The following is an 18,797-nucleotide window of genomic DNA, read 5'->3' as shown; positions in this document are numbered from 1 at the left end:
AAATGAGGCATAATTCGTGGCAACTTTGGGGCAGCTTGGCTAGATTGTGTCAGGAAGGCGGCGCTCGTGTGGGCAGTCTTCGACGCAAGGTGGGGGCTACACGTTGCGGGAGCAGTATGATGAACCAGTTCCAGTCTTTTGGCGAAGTGCTCTCCGCGCTGCGTCGTCGTGCCGTCCTGATCCTTGGCATCTTCGTTCTTGGCTGCGCCATTTCACTGTGGTTCGCCGCGAGCCAGGGGAAACTCTACGAAGCGACCGCGGTTGTGCAGATCGAGGAAAGCCGGGTTCCCGAGACCATGGCTGGCACCACCGCCCTGAACCAGGATGCCGCCCGCCGCGTGCGCCTGATCGAGCAACGCCTGATGTCTCGCGACAACCTTGTCGAGATCATGGACAAGCATGATCTCTTCACCTCCGACCCGGACATGACGCTGAACGAACGTGTCTTCCGGATGCGCGAATCCGCTCGTATCGAACAGATCCGTGCCAATCCGCAAAGCTATGTCACCACGCAGGAAGTGCCGTCGGGTCTACTGATCACGGTCACGCTGGACGATGCGCAGAAGGCCGCGGATGTCGCCAACGAACTGATGTACACCGTGATCGATCAATCCCGTAACCGGTCAGTCACCCGTGCCCGCGAAACGCTGAGCTTCTTCGATGCCGAAGAAGCCCGCGTTGCGGCGGATATCGATGGCATGGCGGCCCGCATCGCCGACTACAAGCAACAGAACGCCAACGCCCTGCCCACCGGTGTCACCGGCCTGCGCGACCAGCTGGCCACGCTGCAGGACAACGAACTGGAACTGGACCGCGAGATCGTCGCCATGGAGGCCAATTCCTCGCGGCAGCGCGCCGAGGTGCTGTCGCGCCAGATCACCCTCCTGCGCGAGCAGAAAGAGCTGGTCGGCCAGCGCATCGTCGAGATCGAGGAAACCATCCGTCGCGCCCCCGAGGTCGAGCGTGAACTGTCGGGCCTCGAGCGCCAGTTGACGCAGCTGCAGGAGCAGTATGGCGTCATCACCCGCCGCAAGGCCGATGCCGAGATGGGGCAGATGCTTGAGGATCGCCAGTCCATGGATCGTTTCGAGGTGCTCGAAACCGCTCTGGTGCCTGAAGTGACGTCGTCGAAAAGCCGCAAGAAGCTGCTGGCCGCCGGTGCCGTGGGCAGCCTGATCGCAGGCTTGGCCATCGCCTTCATCGCCGAGCTGTCGAACCCGGTGATCCGAAGCGCTGCCCAGCTCGAGCGCGCCCTCGGGATGCAGCCGGTGGTCGCGATCCCCGAGATTCGCACCCGTCGGGACCGCCGCCGTCGTGGGCTTGGCATCTTTGTCAGCCTCGGTCTTGTCTTCCTCGCGGTCTGGGGGCTCGTGCGGGTCATCGGCGATACGCTTCCGCTTGGTGGCCTGTTCCAGCGGGTCGCACCGGGGAGCTTGCGCTGAGAGTGTCGGGCGGCCTGCGCTGAGCGCACCGTCCGACCGAAAAAGGAGGCCCGGCCCAGGACAGGCCGGGCCTCTTTGCGTTCGTTGGCCGGGGCCCGGATTGGGGCAGAGGTCAGCCGTTGATGGCGGCGAAGGCTTCGGCGTGTCGTCCCTCGGCCTCGGCGTTGCGCTGGAAGGCGACGCGTGACACCAGTACCTCGTCCGGGACGGCGTCACGGGACAGGATCTCCACGACCTCTTTGATGAAGGCATCCAGCGGCATGGCGGCGGCCACCTGAGACTGGCCCGGCGTCAGCTCGGTGGCCACCAGCGGCGGCGCGATCTCGTGCACCGCAACCGAGGTGTCGCGCAGCTGGTGGCGCAGGGACTGGGTCCAAGAGTGGATCGCCGCCTTGGTGGCGGAATAGACCGGCGTCGAGGCCTTGGGCACAAAGGCCAGCCCCGAGGACACCGTCAGGATCGCCGCCTCGGGGCGGCCGCGCAGATGCGGTAGCAGTGCGGCGGTGAGGCGGATCGGTGCCGTGAAGTTGGTGGCGATGATCCGTTCGGCACTGTCGAGATCGACGGGGTCGGTGGTGTAGTCTTCGGCCTCCATAATCCCGGCATTCAGGATCACCGCGTCCAGATCGGGATGCGCCTCCAGAAGCGTATCGGGGAACGCGGCCAGCGCGGCATCGTCGGTGACGTCCAGTTCCAATCCGGCCATGCCGGGGTTGGCCTCGAGCGTGGCCTGAAGACTGGCCTGCTTGCGGCCGGTGATGATGATGCGGTTGCCCTGCGCCTGCAGCGCCTCGGCCAGCGCGCGACCGATGCCGGAATTGCCGCCGGTGATGAGGATGGTCTTGTCGGTGAAGGTCATGGTGCGGTCCTTTGCTTGTGCTGGCTGGAACATGTCCCCCGTGCTAGCCTTGGGAAAGAAGGCACCCGAAAGATTTATACTTACCGAAAAGAGAGTATGGGAGATGACCGACAGCGGCCTGAGGCGCGAATTGCAGGATCTGCCCCGGACGGATCCGGCAGTAGACCAGCTAGTGGAAGAGATCATCGGCCGGGTTGCTGACAAGTGGACGATGCTGCTGATCGAGATTTTGACCGAACGGGAGTGCTGCCGCTTTGGCGAGCTGGCAAAGGCCTGCACCGGCATCAGCCAGAAGATGCTGACCCAGACCCTGCGCGCGATGGAGCGCGACGGGTTGGTGACGCGCACGGTCTACCCGGTGGTGCCGCCCAAGGTGGAATATCGGCTCACCGAGCTTGGTCTGGGTCTCAGCAAGGCGTTCTGTGGGGTCTGGCTCTGGGCCGAGGCCAATTTCGAAACCATCGACCGGGCGCGGCAGGACTATACCGCCCGGCAGGAGGCCGGGCAGGTCTGATCGGGCCGCGATGGGTACGGTTCAGTAAGTGTACTTGCTGAGCGTCGTGCCTTCGGCCTTGTTCAGCACGGTGCCGAGCAGCGGAGTGTCTTCGCCCATGCGGCGTTCGACCTCGCGCACTTCCTTTGGGGTGCTGAGCCCGCCGCCGAGCACCAGGAGCACCCCGTCGAACCGGGCCTTGAAAGCGATGACATCGTCGTAATAAAGCGCCGGTGGCAGGTCGAACAGCACCACATCGGGCTTGAACATGTCTTCCATTCTGTCCAGCGCGGCGGCGGCTTCGGGGGATTGCAGCAGCTCCGATGCATAGGGTTCGGCGACCCCGTTGAAGCCGAAGGCGATGCTGTCGCCCGCGTGGATGGAGTTTTCCCCCATCCGCAACAGGTGCTGTTCCGGAAAGGTCCGGCCGCGCAGCACGTCGCCCATGGATCCGGGCGCATCGACGCCAATGACCTTGTGCAGAGTCGGGCGGCGCAGGTCGCAATCCAGCAGCAGCGTCCGGCAGTTCTGTTGCCGGGACAGGCTGATGGCAAGGTTCGCAGCGGTAAAGGTCTTGCCGCAGCCTTGTGACGGAGAGGTCACGGCCACCCGCTTCCAGCCCCGCTCCGAAAGTGCCTGAAGCAGCCGTGTGCGCAGCACGTCGAAGGCGGCATGGGCCGGATCGTCACGCCCGGCGGTCACGATGCGGTTGCGTTCAAGGTGGCCGGCGTCGACCGAGAACCGACCTAGGCAATCCCAGTTGCGTCGGATCTCATCCTCCACTGAGACGAGCGGGAAGGCAGATGGCTTCGCGCCGGGCTGCTGCTCGTCCTGATCGTCGGCAGCTTGGGACGCCGGCTGTTCGTTTCGCGGCTCGGTGGTCAATATCTTGCGAAGCTTGGCCTCGGTGCTGCGCGCTGTCCGCACAGACGGCATTTCATCACGGCGAGACTCGTCCGTCTCGCGGAGCCTTCGTGCAAGCCGCTGTTCTTCGGCGGCTTGAGCCTCTTGCGCGAGACGCTGTTCTTCGGCGGCTTGAGCCTCTTGCGCGAGACGCTGTTCTTCGGCAGCTTGGGCCTCTTGCGCGAGACGCTGTTCTTCGGCGGCTTGAGCCTCTTGCGCGAGCCGCTGTTCCTCGGCGGCTTGGGCCTCCTGCGCGAGACGCTGTTCTTCGGCGGCTTGGGCCTCCTGCGCGAGACGCTGTTCTTCGGCAGCTTGAGCCTCTTGCGCGAGGCGATGCTCCTCGGCGGCTTGGGCCTCCTGCGTGAGAAGCTGTTCCTTTGCGGCGTGGTCCTCTCCGGCCAGGCGATCACGTTTGGCCTGAAGGGCTTCTTGCGCGCGTCGTGCCTCCAGCGCGGCGCGGGCCGCGGTGGCGCGGCGTGTTTCGAGCGCCTTGCGGGCCTGGTCGGTGCGGCGTGCCTTCTCGGCCTCGCGGATGGCGGCATACTGGGCGTCGCGCTCGGCGGTCTGGGGCTCCGCCGCAGGGTCAGATTCTGTTTCGGTGTCCGCCTTGGGGGACGCGTCCGTCTCCGCGGCTTGTGCCGCGGCGGTCGGCTCGGTTTCGGCGGTGATCTCGTCATGCTGCGCCGGGAGCGACGCCTCTGCATCGGCTTCCGCGTTGCGCCGGGCTAGTCGCTCCTCGCGCGTTTCCAGCGGCGGAATCGGGGCGTCGTTCTGAGGGTCGTGGGTGTCTTCGTCCAAGGGGCGGTTCCTGCGACGGAACTTGCGGCGTTCAATCATGTTCATGCCTCCGTACCCCGCAGGTCAGACGACGTCCGTTCCATCTTCGGTCGACGGGAGGAGCCACCCGGAGCGAATTGTAATGCGTTCATCAGCATCTGTCTGCCCAACTTCCGGCGTACATAACAGCCGGATATGATCGTTAACCTCAGGTCTTTGTAAAGCAGAGGAATCTGTCAGGAATAAGGTTTGTATTAGGGGATTGTTTACAACCCCGCCACATCCCACGACCGGTCAAAACCCCATCAGGTTGGCCTTGCCGATCGCCTCCTGCACGAACCGCGCCCGGTTGGATTCCGGCTGCCAGCCCAGCAGGCGCTTGGGCTTGTCGTTCACGAAGGGGGTGAAATGCGCGCGGCTCTTCCAGTCGGCCAGCGACGGGCGTACAACGCCGCGCTTGCGCAGGGCGTATTTCTTGAGGCCATATTTCACTGCGTCCGACAGGTAGAACGCCACGAGGTTGCCCGACGTGACACGGATGCGCGCGCCGAGGGACTCGTTGATCGCGTCAAAGTAATCGCGGGCGGTCATCATCGGCTCTCCCACGAGGTTGAAACTGGTGCCCACTGCTTCGGGCGCGTCGCCCATGCGGACAAGTCCGTCGACCACGTCATCAACAAGCACGAAGGGCAGGATGTTGTCCCCCGGCCCCCAGATGCGCACCGCCCCCGCGCCATGCCAGCGCCCGATGCCCCAGTGCTGAAGCGGGCCGCCATGGCCCACCACGATGCCGGGCCGGGCGATGGTGACCGGCAGGCCGCGTTCGCTGTACAGCTTCATGAGCTGACGCTCGCATTCGGCCTTGGACCGGGCGTAGAGGTTGCGCTGCTCGAGATCGCCGAAGGGTGTATCCTCGGTGATCTGCCCGGACCGTTCGGACATGTCGTAGCTGGCGATGGTGCCGGTGTAGACGAGGCGCTTCACCCCCGCCGCCTCGGAGGCCATGGCGATGCGGGTGGAGACGCCCACGTCATTCACCAGCGCATCGGCCCATGTCTTGTCCATGGACTTGGCAAGGTTGAAGACCACGTCAATGCCCTGCATCGCCTCGGTCAGCGCGTCCTTGTCATGGAGGCTGATACCAATGGTTTCCACCTCGTCGGGCAGATCCGGGAACGGCCCGCTGCGCCCGCGCGACAGCACGCGCACGTCCCGGCCCTCGGCCACCAGCCGCCGGGTCAGCGCCCGCCCGATAAAGCCGGTGCCGCCGATCACCATGGCGGTGGGCTTCGTCTCCCGCGTCTTCACCGCCGGGGTCTTCACCGCCAGCACCTGGGGCGGCATCAGCGCCAGTGCGTCGTCGATCACCTGCATGACGGTGACGGCGCTTGCCCCGGAGAACCGAGGATCCTGCGGTTTGCCAAGATCGTAGATCGCCGCATCCATCCCCCGGAAGCTGAGCGCATAGGGCCCCTTCTGGTTCAGGGATGTGCCCTGCGTCCAGGCGTTCCTCACCCCCGCCTTCAGGTGCTGCGCCGACAAGTCGAGCTGCTTGCGAAGGGGGTTCACCACGAGGTCCGAGGTGTTTTCGCGTTCGACGATCAGGACGTCCGAGGCGAAATCCAGCCGCGCCCGCGCCGACGAACCGCGCAGGGTCACCGACCGGTCGTCCTGCGTTTCCACCAGCGACACGGTGAAGGTGATGTCCACGTCCCCTGCCTTGGCAAGAATGCGGAAGGCCTGCGGGCGTGGGTCGTCTCCGGGCAGCATCACCGGCTTGGTGGCCTCGGCAAAACTCACCTCGGGCGTGCCGAAGAGGTCCACGGCGAAGGCCACGAGGTGCGGCCCCACCTCGAGCAGCAGGTTCTTCGGCTCGCGCAGGAGCCACAGGTTGAACGGCCCCGCCCGCAGCGGCCCGAGGGGCAGGGCATAGGTAATCTCGCAGGCGGAGACGCGGCCAAGCGCGCCGTCCCGCATCATCTGCTTCATCCGCACATAGGACGGCAGCCCAAGGAAATTGTGCCCCGCGTGGAAGCGTTTGCCCGAAGCTTCGGCGGCGGCAAGGATGTCGGCTGTGTCTGCGGCGCTTTCGGCCACGGGCTTTTCCACCAGTACATGGAGCCCGGCCTCAAGGCACTGGATTGCCAGCGGCTTGTGCAGATGCGGGGGCGTCAGGATATGCACCGCGTCGCAGGTGCCGCTGTCGATCAGCGTCTCGACGGAGGTGAAGGGCTGTGCGCCATAGGCGTCGGCCATGCCCTGCGCCGCGGTTTGCGAGACGTCACAGATCGCGGCCACCCGCACCCCGGGCGTCGCCTTCAGCGCATCCGCGTGCCATGTGGCGATGTAACCGGCCCCGATCAGGCCTACGCGCGTATCGGACATGGGAAACCTCTCACTTGTACTCGATGATGCGCATCTGCGCGTTCCGGCGTTTGCGCCAGTGGTAGGTGGCAAGGCCGATCATGTTGGGGATCTTGGACAGGGTGATGAGGCTTGCGTGCCGCATCGCTTCGCCCTCTCGCAGGCCCTCGCGGATGAGGCCTTGGGTCGTGCGCGCGTAGTTGAAGGCGTAGGCCGCCAGCGCCAGCAGGGCTACGGGGAGATAGATCATGAGGCCTGCGACGAAGACCAGCGGCAACAGCGCGCCGTAGATCATCACCCGGCGGCATTCTGTCGCGAAGTAGTCGGGGTGCAGGGCGTTCACCTGCGCAAAGCCGTGGCCGGTGCGGATGGCCCGTTTCCACCACTGGGAAAAGCGGTGGGTGTCGGCGTCGTGGCGGGTCATGTCCTCGGGGATGCGGTGAAGCTGCCAGCCGGCCTTGCGCAGGCGGGTGCAGAACTCGTCGTCCTCGGCGGCGATTACCGATGGGTCAAACCCGCCCACCGCGCGGAAAGCCTTTGCCCGGACCAGCATGTCGCCGCCGCAGGCCATGATCTCGCCCGCCGGGCGGTGCCATTCGAAATCCGCCAGCTGGTTGTAGAGCGAGGCGTTGCGGTGAATTTCCGACCGCCAACCGGTGACCATGCCAATCCGGCGATGCTCAGCAAGGAAAGCGCGGGCCTTTTCCAGATAGCCCGGCACCAGCGTGCAATCGCCGTCGATGAACTGCACCAGTTCGGGAGCCTCCAGTGCGGCAAAGCCTTCGTTGCGCGCCCGCGCCGCGGTGAAGGGCATCGACATGTCGAGCTGCACGACCGTTGCGCCCGCCCGTACCGCCTCGGCCACGCTGTCATCGGTGGAGCCGCTGTCGACATAGACCACCTGCCGCGCCGTGCCGTCCGCCAGCACCGAGGCAAGCCCGGCCACCAGCCGCGCGCCTTCGTTGCGCCCGATCAGCACGATGTCCACTGGCGGAAGGGTCATTCCGGCACCTCGCGTGTCGCCGGGGCCTGCTTGTCCGCATAGTTGCAGAACAGCTGCGACAGGCGCGCCGCTTCGGTGCGGATGTTGAATTCGCTCTCCACCGTGGCCCGGCCCACGGCACCCATGACCCGGCGCTGGTCGGCGCTGGCAAGCATCTGGTCGATGGCCTCGGTCAGTGCCTCCACGTCGCCGGGACGCACGAGGATGCCGCTGTCCCAGTGGCTGACCAGCTCGGGGATGCCGGCGATCTGCGTGGCGACCACCGGAACGCCCGCCGCCATCGCCTCCATCAGCACCACGGGCACGCCCTCGGCAAAGCTGGGCAGGACGAAGACATCCGATTGCGACAGCGCCTCGGCCACCGCGTCCTGACTTTGGTAGCCGAGAAAGACCACGGTTTCCCCGAGCGGTTTGGCCCGCGCCTCGAGCGCGGCGCGTTCCGGGCCGTCCCCGATCAGCGCAAGGCGCAAGTGGGGGTGTCGGTCTTTCAGCGCGGCCACTGCATCAAGCAGGATGGGCACGCCCTTCACCCCCGCCAGCCGCCCGACGAACAGCAGGGTCTGGCCGGTGTGGGCCGAGGGCGCGTAGCGGTCCGGGTCGATGCCGCAGTGGATGATGTGCAGCTTGTCCCAATGCGCCGGGTCCGCGAAGACCATGAGCTGCGACCGGCAGTAATCGCTGATGCAGGCCACGAAGCTGGCGCGGGCGGTCTTTTCGTCGATGCGCCAGTGGTAGGGCTCGAAGAAGATGTCCGGCCCGTGGATGGTGAAGCTGTAGGGGATGCCCGACAGCTCTGACGCCAGCATGGCCACGGTGCAGGACGCCTTGGCGATGTGGTTGTGCAGATGCGCGACCCCTTCCGCCTTAAGCCGGTCCGCCAGCACCGCCGCCTCGAGGAAGTAGATGAGGTTGTAGGCCCGGCCCCTGACGCCCCTGGGCGCGGTTTTCCACGCAAGGCAGAGGCTGCGGGCAAAGCGCACCGGGCTGCCAAGGGCAAAGCGCAGGGTCGCTCGGGCCAGCCGCAGGGGGCTCTTGGCGGCGGACAGCACCTTGAAGGTGCGCCCGTGTTCCTCGCGCTGTTCGGGGCCGACGAGGTGCTCTGCCCCGGTGGTGCGTATCGAACAGGTGACGACCTCGTGGCCGAGGGCGCGCAGGGCGGCAACCTCGCGCTGGATGAAGGTGTCCGAGGCGCGGGGGTATTCCCCGGTGAGGTAGGCAAGCTTAGGCAGGCTCATTGCGGCCCCTTCTGGCTGGCGTGCAGCAGTGTCTCGAACCGGTCGGTGTCGGCCCCGCCAAGGGCCTCGCGCAGGGCGGTGTTGGGCCAGCGCAGGGGCATGATCCGTGCCTTCAGCACCGGCTCGCGCAGCAGGCCGGGCACCTTGTGGGCCACCGGAACCAGCGCCCGTGCCAGCGCCGCCCATACGCCCCATGGCAGGGGCAGGGCAAGCCGGGGCCAGCCGGTGGCGGCGCGGTGCGCGGTGACAAAGCGGTCGCGGGTGGGGCGGTCGTCGTCGATGACGTTGATGGCCCGCACCTCGCCGGGATCGGTCAGCGCGGCGGCCACCAGCGCATGGGCGGTGCGGGTTACGTGGGCTATGGGCAGCTCTCCGCCCGAGGTCAGCGTCAGGTGCAGCGGGCCTGCGTCGACGCCGTTCAGGGCATGCCATGTCCGCCCCGGCCCCCAGACAGCGCCGGGCCGCAGGATCCACAGGGGAGCACCGCGCAGGCGGGCCTGCGCTTCCTGCGCCAGCTTGGCGTTGGCGTAGGCATCGGGGGCCTGTCCGGGCAGGAAAAGCGGCCAGTCCTCGGTGATGCTGTCACCGGGCTGCGCCCGTCCGGTGTCATAGACGGTAATGGAGCTTACCAGCACCAGCCGCATGTCCTGCGGCAGGGCCGCGAGAAGGTTGCCGGTGGCGGTGAGGGTGTCGGCCTCGATGGCGCTTTCGTCTCCGCCAAGATGGGCGGCGGCGTGGATCACCCCGGTGCAGCCCTTCAGCGCCGGTTTCAGGAGGTTGACCGAACCGGGTAGAGAGAGGTTGCTGCGCAGCACGGTGACATCCGGCCCCAAATCCGGCGCGCTGCCGCGCACCACGGCCACCACCTCGAGGCCCCGCGACAGTGCCTCGGCCACGCAGGCGCGCCCGATGAAGCCGCTGGCCCCGGTGATGAGGACGCGTCCGGTCATGCCCGCCCCTTCATGTCGCGCCCTGCATGGCCCGCTACATGGCCCATGGCATCGGCTCCATGGCGTCGCAGCGGGTGGTCATGGCCTGCGCCCCGGAGGTTTCCCCGGCTTTCTGCATCGCAAGCGTAACCTCTGTCATGTGCAGGGCGAAATCGGCGGACAGGCGGCACGGGCGATCCTTCTCCAGTGCGTCGAACATCTCGGCCGGGCCAAGCATGAAGTTCATCGCGGCAGCACCCCAGCGCTTCACCTTTGGATGGGTGGTCCGGTTGCCAAGCCGCACGCGCGACGGGAACGGGTGTTCCATCAGGCGGCGCCGCACGGTCAAGCGGCGGGCGTAGGTGACCTTGGCCGCATTGTCCCAGGACGCATTGCAGCGCAGCACGCCCTTGTCGCCGATCACCTTGATGGAATGGTCATGCGGCGCGACGGTGGAACAGGTCAGCCGTGTTACCGGGCCGTTTTCAAAGAACAGCGTGGCGACGGACAGGTCCGGAGCCATCGGGCCACTGCCGGTCTTGTCGGGGATCGTTTCGGCGCTTGCGGCGACCACCGTACGGACCGAGCCGAACCACGAGATCAGCCATGCAAGGTAATATCCTGCGTGCTCCAACGTGCAGCCGACCCGGAATTCGTCATCGGCGGGCCACGGCGCACCTGTTTCTGACAGCCACTTGTCATAGGCGGCCTGGGGCACGAAGCCATCGTCAAGCTCGGCGTAGATGGCGCGGGGCGTGCCGGCGGTGCCGGTACGGATGGCATGGCCGAGGGTCTGCGCCGCCTCACCCAGCACCGAACAGGGGGCCGAGGCCAGCAGCAGGCCGCGCTGGGCGGCCAGGGCGTGCAGCTCTTTCGCTTCGGAGACCTCCAAGGCCAGCGGCTTTTCGGAATAGACGTGGTGCCCGGCCTCGAGGCAGGCGCGGTTCAGCTCGTAGTGGGCCGAAGGGTTGGTGAGATTCAGAACCACCGCGCCGGGCGGCACGCTGCCGAGGAACTCTATCAGCGATCCGGAGGAGGGAAGGGACCAGTGCGCGCAGAACCGGTCGAGCCGCGGCGCATCGTGATCATAGACCAACGCCACCTCGATCCCGTCCATCGCCGCGAGCGAGCGCATGTAGAGGTCGGCGACGAAACCGCACCCGAGTATCGCTATCCGGCGCATGACGCCCCTTTCCGCGCTTCGCGCATTGTTACTCCGCCCGCCTGCGCGGGGTCGGGGCGTTTTGCCCGGCTTGAGGCGAGTCTCTGCCCAGTGTCTGCCCAGTATCTGGCCTGCCTCTGCCTTGCCACAATCCCGACAAACTGCCGGCGACCGGGCGATTTCGACTCACCATTTAAACATGACGATATTCAGGCGCATCGAAGACCGCAGTGCGTTTCGACCCTGTTCCGGAGGAAATTTCATAAAGTTGACTGGATTGTTTCCCTTATGGACTGCCTTTGCCACAAAATTTCAAAAAGATCGCCACAAAGTCCTTCGGGCTGCTATATCCTCGTCCTGAGACTGGCGCGGGGGCGCGAGGAAAGACTGGGCGTATGGAATTCAGGTCATTTGGTAATCGGGTTTCGGTGAACGTTCCTACATGGTCGGCGCTTGAGGCCCTCGTCACGAAACGGTTGGCTCAGAAGCAGGGGTTCGCGCTCGCGACGCTCAATCTCGACCACCTCGTGAAGATGCGCGCGTCACCTGCCTTCCGACGGGCCTACCAGGCCCATGACCTGATCACCGCGGATGGTAATCCCATCGTGTGGATGTCGCGCCTTGCAAAGCGCCCCGTCGACCTCATCCCCGGATCGGACGCCATCCTGCCGCTGTGCCGGGTCGCCGCCCGGCAGGGCGCGACCGTGGCTCTGGTGGGCAGCACCGAGCAGTCCCTGCAGGCCGCCAAGAGCTACCTCGAACGTGAGGTGCGTGACCTTGAGGTGGTGCTGACGGTGTCGCCGCCCATGGGCTTCGACCCGGAGGGCGCGGCGGCCGAGAAGCTTTTCGAGCAGATCAACGCTTCGGGCGCCGGGCTTTGCTTCGTGGCGCTGGGTGCCCCCAAGCAAGAGCTGTTCGCCGCCGCCGGGCGCCGGCTGGCACCGACGGTGGGTTTTGCCTCGATCGGCGCGGGGCTCGATTTCTTCGCGGGCACGCAGCGCCGTGCGCCGGAATGGGTCCGGCATCATGCGCTGGAATGGCTGTGGCGCGCGGTCAACAGCCCGCGCCGCCTTGGGCCACGCTATGCGAAATGCATGGCCATCCTGCCGGGCCAGATGGCCAGTGCGGTGATGCAGCGGTTCCGCGCCCCCCAGCACTGACAGGCGATGCACAGACGGGCAGAGCACTGTCGGCAGAGCAGTGGCTCAGCCCTCGTCCTGCTCCAGCGGGACGTCATCGGCCGACCCGGCAGCGCGCAGGATCTGCGCGTAAATGCCGGGCGTGTCGTACAGCGTCCATTCCCGCCGCAGTCCGTTCGGCCCGAATTCCGCATGGGTGATGCCCAGCACGCGCACCATCGCCCCGGTGGGCGGGCCAAAGGCGCCATGGCCATCGTGGCAGCCTGTCAGCTCCCATCGGATAGCGGCGCGGGGCGGGGACAGTGGCTCGTCCGCGCCCAGCAGGTGAAGAACGTCGAACCGGGCCGAGGGGAAGGCGGCGCGCAGTCCCATCCAGAACGCCTCGGCCTCGCGCGGGCCGCTGCCGATGGTGGCACCGGGGTGAAACAGCTCGGCCGCGGGGTCATAATGGCGCGCGATCACCGACAGCTCTCCGCCCATGATGCGGTAGATGAGATCGCCCAGCGTATGGCCCCACGCGTCATCGTTGCCGGTGCCGGGGGTGCCTGCCGTGGGCTCGGAGCCGGGCGGTGTGGCAAGGCGCCAGCGGGCGGCATCCTCAAGGGGAACGCCGATCTGCTTCAGCACTGCCTCTTCGTCGCGGACGGTCCATTGAGCCTTCAGCCGTCCGCAGGCGCAGAGGCTGTCTGAAAGCTGCATGTAGCGTATGATTTTACCGGTAGGCGCAGCATATAGACCCTGTCCATCATGCCGCGACTGGCACTGAAAGCGCTGCGAGGCGACGAATGCGTTTTGCGAGGCGGGTGCCCAGAGCGTTTCCTCGGGCGTGATCCTTAGCCCCGGCAGCGTGGCAAGCCGTGCGGCGATGGCGGTGCCCACGGCTTCGGGGCCTGCAAGCACGGTGGCGCCGTCCTGCACCTCGACGTCGTCAGACAGGTAATCGGGGACAAGATCCAGCCGCCGCCCTTCGGACAGGTCGCGACGCAGCGCGTCAAGATATTCTGCGGCATCCTGCCAACGGGCATCGAACCCGGCAAGAAAGGGCATTCAGCGCCTCCCGTAATAGAGCCCGACGACGTGTTCGGCCTCTGCGAAAAACAACCATCGCGAGACAAGCACGCCTACCACGTGGGACACAAGGGCGATGAGGCCGAAAACATGCGGCATGGGGAGTTGCAGCAGCACTATCGGTATCAATGACATCAACAGGATGGCGATGACGCGAAGCTTGCGGGCATGGCGGCGACCCACAACATGGACCATCTCGGACAGCAGGTAGTTGTCACCGGTGTGGGGCGGGAACAACGCGCGTGGTGTGCCCTGAGATCCAAGGCCCGTCGCCGTGCCAAGCGTCGTGCCGCTGCGGGCAAAGCGCTTGTCGCCATCATGCCAGACCCACACCTGCAGCACAGCCAACGCGGCCAGCAGCACCGACGCGATCACGATGCGCCCGGACAATAGCGCGCCCCCCGTGAGCGCCAAGGCAAGGAACAGGACGGGGGTAGACCAGTGGTGCCATCGCGGCACCGTCCTCAACTGAGTGTAGATCATCGCCGTCGCGCCGACGGTGCCCAACGCCAGAAGCGCCGCCAGCCAGCCCAGCGGCAGGATCGGCGCGCCGAGGGTCAGCGCCAGCCCATGCGCGCCAGACGCCATCAGCGCAGCCACCGCCAGCCATGCCTCGCGCGACAGCCAGCTGCTGCGCCACTGGGTGAAGGCCCTCAGCGCCCGCTCGGGACGGCGCAGATGCAGGGCCGAGGACGCGAGCCCGCCCAGCGTCAGGGCGAAGGCGATGACGAAGAACACCGCCGCGATCCAGCCCGTGGGCGGCGACGGATCGACCCCCAGCCAGAACAGCAGTCCGAAGCCGAGCCCCGACAGGGTGGTGAACGAGATGAGGGATTTTGCCGGATTCATCAGAGTTTGCCCAAGGTCCGGTCGAGCCAGCCCAGAAAGCCCTGCGGTTCTTCGGCCACCGGCTCGAGCCAGGGGGCAAGCACGTCGGTTTCGCCGGCCCACGTGTCTCGCTCACGCGGGGGGAGATAGCGGTTGACCGGCGCGGCACCAAGTTCGGGCATCAGGGCCACACCGCCGCGGTCCTCCACCAGCTGCGACACAGCGCTGCCGGGATCGCCGAGGTCTCCGAAATGGCGGGCCTTGGCGGGGCAGGTGCGCACGCAGGCGGGCTCGCGGTCTTCCTCGGGGAGGGTTTCGTTATAGATGCGGTCCACGCAGAGTGTGCATTTCTTCATCACCCCGGCGCTCGGGTCCATTTCGCGAGCGCCGTAGGGGCAGGCCCAGGCGCAGAGGCCGCAGCCGATACAGGCGTCCTCGTTGACCAGCACGATGCCGTCTTCGGCCCGCTTGTAGCTGGCACCCGTGGGGCAGACGGGCACGCAGGGCGCATCGTCGCAATGCAGACACGACTTCGGGAAATGCACATGCCGGGTCGGGGTCTGCCCGCCGCGCAGGTCGGGCGGTGGCCCTGATGGCGGACCGGGGCCTGCCTGCGGGTCGGGCGCGACCTCGTAGCTGTGCACCCGGTTGAGAAAACTGCCCGAGGGCGCGTCGCCGTAAGGATCGCTATCCGACAGGGGGGCGCCGTAGGCCTGATCGTTCCAGCCCTTGCAGGCTATGACACAGGCATGACAGCCGACGCAGGTGTCGAGGTCGATCACCAGCCCAAGCTTGCGCCCGCTGCGGTCTTCGGGACGGGGGAGCATCGTCATCCGGCGCGCTCCTTCTGCGATGACCGGGACGGGACCAAGAACGCTGATGCGAGACGGTACGGAGAACCGCCGGCCGATGGTGGATGGTCTGGCCGTATGCCTTTCAGTGACACCTTGCCCGGTGACACCTCGCCCAGCGCCAAAACGGCCAGTGACGATTGGTCGAGTGGCAGTTGGGCTGGCTTCAGTCTGTCTGGGGTCTGTTTGTCAGGCGTGAGAATACCTGGCTCTGGTCTGTGTTGTGTCGCTCGGCCACGTGTCAGCTGGACCAGCTGGGCGTGCCGATGGCGAAGAAGTGCAGGTTCACCGCGTTGACCTGCGCCCGGTAGACCAGCGGCATGTCGGACGCATCGGCGGCCAGCTGCGTCAGCTGCCATGCCTCGTGTTGGTTCACCAGAAGCGCGGGTTCGGTAAGCGCCCGCCAGCCGCGGATGGCGCCAGTCTCGCGCAGGCGCCTGGGGACAGTCAGCACCGCCGGGGGCACGCGGTGGTTTGCCGGGATGCCCCAGCCCCAGAGCCAGCTGTGCGTCTCGCGGTTCCACGACGCCACGAGGCCATAGGGCGCGTACCAGCTGCGCCCCGTACCGGTTGTGACCTTGAACAGCCCCTGTTCGGGAAAGACCTCCCAGGTGCCCTCTTGGTCCGACAGGTGGTAGAGGTCGTAAAGCTCGGGGAGGGTCGCGTCGAACTCCGCCGCAATGCGCCGGGTGAGCGCCATGAAGCCTTCGCCCTTCGGAAGCTCGAAAGCTGAGCAGGACTCGCGGCACCAGCCCCAGATGCCCTCTCCGCAGTAGCGTCCCGCCGTCGCATCCCGCTTGTGAATCTGAATCTTGCTGAACTGTGCCATCGCTGCTCTCCCACTCAATACACGCAGCAAACCTGCCCGGAGTTTCCGGCGCGAGTGCGGCGATGCGGGGGAAAGTCTCGCCGCAGGTATGAACGCAAGCTTTCACGGCCGCCTGTCCTTTCCCCGGCCCACGGGCGAGGCCACGGGGCCGAACACTGGCAGGCTCTCCTTCGGCGGGACAGATCGTTCCAGCCGTACCCGCAAATCGAACCAAGCCGCCTGCCCGGTGATCGGGTCTGAATTGGCCCAGCGGTGGCCATCGCCGCGCGGGGGCAGCAATTCGTGGATGAGGTGGTTCAAAAGAAAGCCCTTCGTCGCTTCGGGCGCGCCCTCGGACAGTGCCCATGTGCCCTTGCGCTTGCCGATGGCGTTCCATGTCCAGATCGTGTCCTTGTTGAGCGCGGCCATGTGGGCCGCGGGCACCGTGATCTCTGCATGGCTCGAAATCACACGGATCCAGTCGCCGTCCGACAGCCCGAGCCTCTCCCACCAGTAGGTCGGCAGGTACATCGGGTGCTGCCCATGGATCTGCCGCAGCCAGGCGTTCTGGCTGCCCCAGGAATGGTACATGGCCATGGGCCGCTGGGTGATGGCATGGATGGGATATTCCGCCGGATCCTCAAAGGCGTCCGACAGGGGGGCGTACCAGATGGGGAGCGGATCAAAGGTGGCCTTGATGCGCCCGCGCAGGTGATCCGGGGGCTGGCGGTCACCGTGCCCTTCGGCGGCATGCTGGAACCGGCGCAGCGGTTCGGACCAGAGCTGGATCAGCGCCGGCGACGGGGCATCAAGCAGGCCAAAGCCCATGGCCCAATCCTGGTAGGCGCGGTTCCATGGTTTGTAGTAGGCGGCCTCGTCCGGGATGTGTGCGGTAAAGAACCCACCCGCCGCGATGTAGTGATCCAGCTGCGCCGCGTTGGGGGTGCCGCGCCCGTGGCCGATGCCGTTCGTCCCGGTGCGCCAGCCCGCGAGGGGCCCGATCCCCGGCTTGCGTTCATGGTTCACGATGTAGTCGGCGTAATCGCTGTAGGTCGGGCTGCCGTCCGCGTCGGTCATCCCCGGCAAGCCCAGCCGCGCCCCGAGGTCGAGCAGCACCGACTGGAAGGCCCGAACGTTGCGGTCCGGTTCGATCACCGGCCAGCGGATCGCATCCGCCGCCGCCCCCGGCTCGGAAATCGGGCGGTCGAGCAACGAGATACAGTCGTGCCTTTCGAGGTAGGTGGTGTCGGGCAGCACGAGGTCCGCGTGGGCGACCATCTCGGAGGAATAGGCGTCCGAGACGATGACGCGGGGGATGACGTAATTGCCGTCCTCGTCCGCATCGGTCAGCATCCGGATCGTGCCGCGCGTGTTCATCGACGAATTCCACGCCATGTTCGCCATGTAGAGGAACAGCGTGTCGATGGGGTACGGGTCCCCGGCATGGGCGTTCGAGATCACCATGTGCATCAGCCCATGCGCCGACAGCGGGTTCTCCCATGAAAACGCCTTGTCGATGCGCGCCGGGCTGCCGTCTTCCGCAAGCGCCAGATCCTCGGGGCCAAGCGGATAGCCAAGGTGTGGGCCATCCAGCGGCTGGCCCGGCGTGTGGCGATAATGGGGGCGCGGGTGGGCGCTCGCAGGCTTGGGGTAGGGCGGTTTGAAGCGGAAGCTGCCGGGTGTTTCCACCGCGCCCAAAAGGGTTTGCAGCAGGTGTAGTGCCCGGCAGGTCTGGAACCCGTTGGCATGGGCCGAGATGCCGCGCATGGCGTGCATCGCCACCGGGCGGCCGGGCATGGTGTCGTGCCGCTTGCCCCGGAAGTCGGTCCATGGCCGGTCGAGCACCACCGGCTCGTCGAAGGCAGCGCGAGCCAGCGCGGCGGCCACGTGGCGGATCTGTTCGGGCGGGATGCCGCAGCGCTGGGCGACTTTCTCGGGGGCGTACTCGGCCGACAGGTAGCGTTCCGCGATGTGATGCATGACGGTGACATGGGTCACCCCGGCGCGGCGCAGGCGGCCGCGCAGGTCGGGCTCCACACCCTCGCCATCCCAGGGGGCGGCCTTGCCGGTGCGGCGGTCGATGACCAGCTCCTTGCCGCGCTCGTCACGCAGGAACTGGCCATGGGTGGGTGAGCGCGGGTCGCTGTCGATCAGCACCGGCGCGTTGGAGAACCGCCCGAGGAACTCGAGGTCGATGCGCCCGGCGCGCAGGAGCTCGTGCACCAGCGACAGGATGAACAGCCCGTCGGTGCCCGGCGTGATCCCCACCCATTCGTCTGAGATCGCCGCATAGCCCGACCGCACCGGGTTCACCGATACCACCTTCGCCCCACGCTCCTTGAGCCTCGCGAGGCCGAGCTTGATGGGGTTGCTGTCGTGATCCTCCGCCACACCAAAGATCATCAGAAGCTTCGCGTGCTCCCAGTCCGGCGTGCCGAATTCCCAGAACGAGCCGCCAAGCGTGTAGATGCCCGCCGCCGCCATGTTCACGGAACAAAAGCCGCCATGCGAGGCGAAGTTGGGGGTGCCGAACTGCTGTGCCCACCAGCCGGTCACGCTTTGGGACTGGTCACGTCCGGTAAAGAAGGCAAGCTTCTCCGGCGCTGCGTCGCGCAGGGGTCTCAGCCACGAGACGGCGGTTTCCAGCGCTTCGTCCCAAGTGATCTCTTCGAACTGTCCCGACCCGCGCGGTCCGGTGCGGCGCAGGGGCGCCCGCAGGCGGGCAGGCGAAGTGACCTGCATGATCCCCGCCGCGCCCTTGGCGCAAAGCACACCCTTGTTGATCGGGTGATCGCGATTGCCGTCAATATACCTGACACGCCCGTCCTTCAGATGCACGTCGATGCCACAGCGACAGGCGCACATGTAGCAGGTGGTCTTGCGGACCTCGTCCGCGATCTTTGGTGACAGCTCGATCTGCGGGTCTGGGCTCATGG

15 protein-coding genes are annotated in these 18,797 nt (G+C 66.5%); 3 read left to right on the top strand and 12 right to left on the bottom strand.

Annotated features, from left to right (window positions below):
• Nucleotides 1–119: 119 nt before the first annotated feature.
• Nucleotides 120–1,442 (top strand): GumC family protein, encoded by a 1,323-nt coding sequence (locus tag IEX41_RS14450; protein WP_188790975.1) that lies wholly within the window; start codon nt 120–122, stop codon nt 1,440–1,442.
• A 112-nt stretch (nt 1,443–1,554) separates the two neighbouring features.
• Here IEX41_RS14450 and IEX41_RS14445 read toward each other — a convergent pair whose 3' ends face one another.
• A complete protein-coding gene (locus tag IEX41_RS14445) occupies nt 1,555–2,301 on the bottom strand; it encodes an SDR family oxidoreductase (protein WP_188790974.1) in 747 nt (248 codons plus the stop codon).
• Nucleotides 2,302–2,404: 103 nt separating this feature from the next.
• On the opposite strand from IEX41_RS14445, the gene IEX41_RS14440 reads away from it, so the two are divergent.
• Nucleotides 2,405–2,815, top strand: coding sequence for a winged helix-turn-helix transcriptional regulator (locus tag IEX41_RS14440; RefSeq protein ID WP_188790973.1), 411 nt, complete (start codon nt 2,405–2,407; stop codon nt 2,813–2,815).
• 21 nt (nt 2,816–2,836) lie between these two features.
• Here the strand turns inward: IEX41_RS14440 and IEX41_RS14435 are convergent, their stop codons facing one another.
• The 6 genes from IEX41_RS14435 to IEX41_RS14410 form a co-directional block, all read right to left on the bottom strand.
• Complete coding sequence (locus IEX41_RS14435) at nt 2,837–4,534, bottom strand: CpsD/CapB family tyrosine-protein kinase (protein ID WP_188790972.1); 1,698 nt, start codon at nt 4,532–4,534, stop codon at nt 2,837–2,839.
• A gap of 234 nt (nt 4,535–4,768) precedes the next feature.
• On the bottom strand, nt 4,769–6,859 hold the full coding sequence (locus IEX41_RS14430) for an NAD-dependent epimerase/dehydratase family protein (protein ID WP_188790971.1): 2,091 nt from the start codon (nt 6,857–6,859) through the stop codon (nt 4,769–4,771).
• 10 nt (nt 6,860–6,869) lie between these two features.
• A complete protein-coding gene (locus IEX41_RS14425) occupies nt 6,870–7,841 on the bottom strand; it encodes a glycosyltransferase family 2 protein (protein WP_188790970.1) in 972 nt (323 codons plus the stop codon).
• Complete coding sequence (locus IEX41_RS14420) at nt 7,838–9,076, bottom strand: glycosyltransferase (protein WP_188790969.1); 1,239 nt, start codon at nt 9,074–9,076, stop codon at nt 7,838–7,840. Before IEX41_RS14420 ends, IEX41_RS14425 begins: the two co-directional genes overlap by 4 nt.
• Complete coding sequence (locus tag IEX41_RS14415) at nt 9,073–10,026, bottom strand: NAD-dependent epimerase/dehydratase family protein (protein WP_188790968.1); 954 nt, start codon at nt 10,024–10,026, stop codon at nt 9,073–9,075. Before IEX41_RS14415 ends, IEX41_RS14420 begins: the two co-directional genes overlap by 4 nt.
• 34 nt (nt 10,027–10,060) lie before the next feature.
• Complete coding sequence (locus IEX41_RS14410) at nt 10,061–11,188, bottom strand: Gfo/Idh/MocA family protein (protein ID WP_188790967.1); 1,128 nt, start codon at nt 11,186–11,188, stop codon at nt 10,061–10,063.
• Between the two features lie 374 nt (nt 11,189–11,562).
• Here IEX41_RS14410 and IEX41_RS14405 point away from each other — a divergent pair, with 374 nt between their 5' ends.
• Complete coding sequence (locus tag IEX41_RS14405) at nt 11,563–12,327, top strand: WecB/TagA/CpsF family glycosyltransferase (RefSeq protein ID WP_188790966.1); 765 nt, start codon at nt 11,563–11,565, stop codon at nt 12,325–12,327.
• Nucleotides 12,328–12,372: 45 nt separating this feature from the next.
• Here IEX41_RS14405 and IEX41_RS14400 read toward each other — a convergent pair whose 3' ends face one another.
• The 5 genes from IEX41_RS14400 to IEX41_RS14380 form a co-directional block, all read right to left on the bottom strand.
• Nucleotides 12,373–13,353: a nuclear transport factor 2 family protein gene (locus IEX41_RS14400; RefSeq protein WP_188790965.1), complete on the bottom strand. Its 981-nt coding sequence runs from the start codon at nt 13,351–13,353 to the stop codon at nt 12,373–12,375.
• Nucleotides 13,354–14,223 (bottom strand): dimethyl sulfoxide reductase anchor subunit family protein, encoded by an 870-nt coding sequence (locus tag IEX41_RS14395; RefSeq protein WP_188790964.1) that lies wholly within the window; start codon nt 14,221–14,223, stop codon nt 13,354–13,356. It lies immediately after the preceding gene.
• Complete coding sequence (locus tag IEX41_RS14390; RefSeq protein WP_188790963.1) at nt 14,223–15,035, bottom strand: 4Fe-4S dicluster domain-containing protein; 813 nt, start codon at nt 15,033–15,035, stop codon at nt 14,223–14,225. Before IEX41_RS14390 ends, IEX41_RS14395 begins: the two co-directional genes overlap by 1 nt.
• A 259-nt stretch (nt 15,036–15,294) precedes the next feature.
• Entirely contained in the window at nt 15,295–15,882 is a 588-nt protein-coding gene (locus IEX41_RS14385) for a DUF6882 domain-containing protein (protein ID WP_188790962.1), read from the bottom strand.
• Nucleotides 15,883–15,984: 102 nt separating this feature from the next.
• On the bottom strand, nt 15,985–18,795 hold the full coding sequence (locus IEX41_RS14380) for a molybdopterin-dependent oxidoreductase (protein WP_188790961.1): 2,811 nt from the start codon (nt 18,793–18,795) through the stop codon (nt 15,985–15,987).
• Between the last annotated feature and the right edge of the window lie 2 nt (nt 18,796–18,797).

Origin of the sequence: Salipiger pallidus (genome assembly GCF_014643635.1) — a bacterium.
Lineage (GTDB): Bacteria > Pseudomonadota > Alphaproteobacteria > Rhodobacterales > Rhodobacteraceae > Salipiger > Salipiger pallidus.
This window is presented reverse-complemented; position numbering and strand designations above follow the sequence as displayed.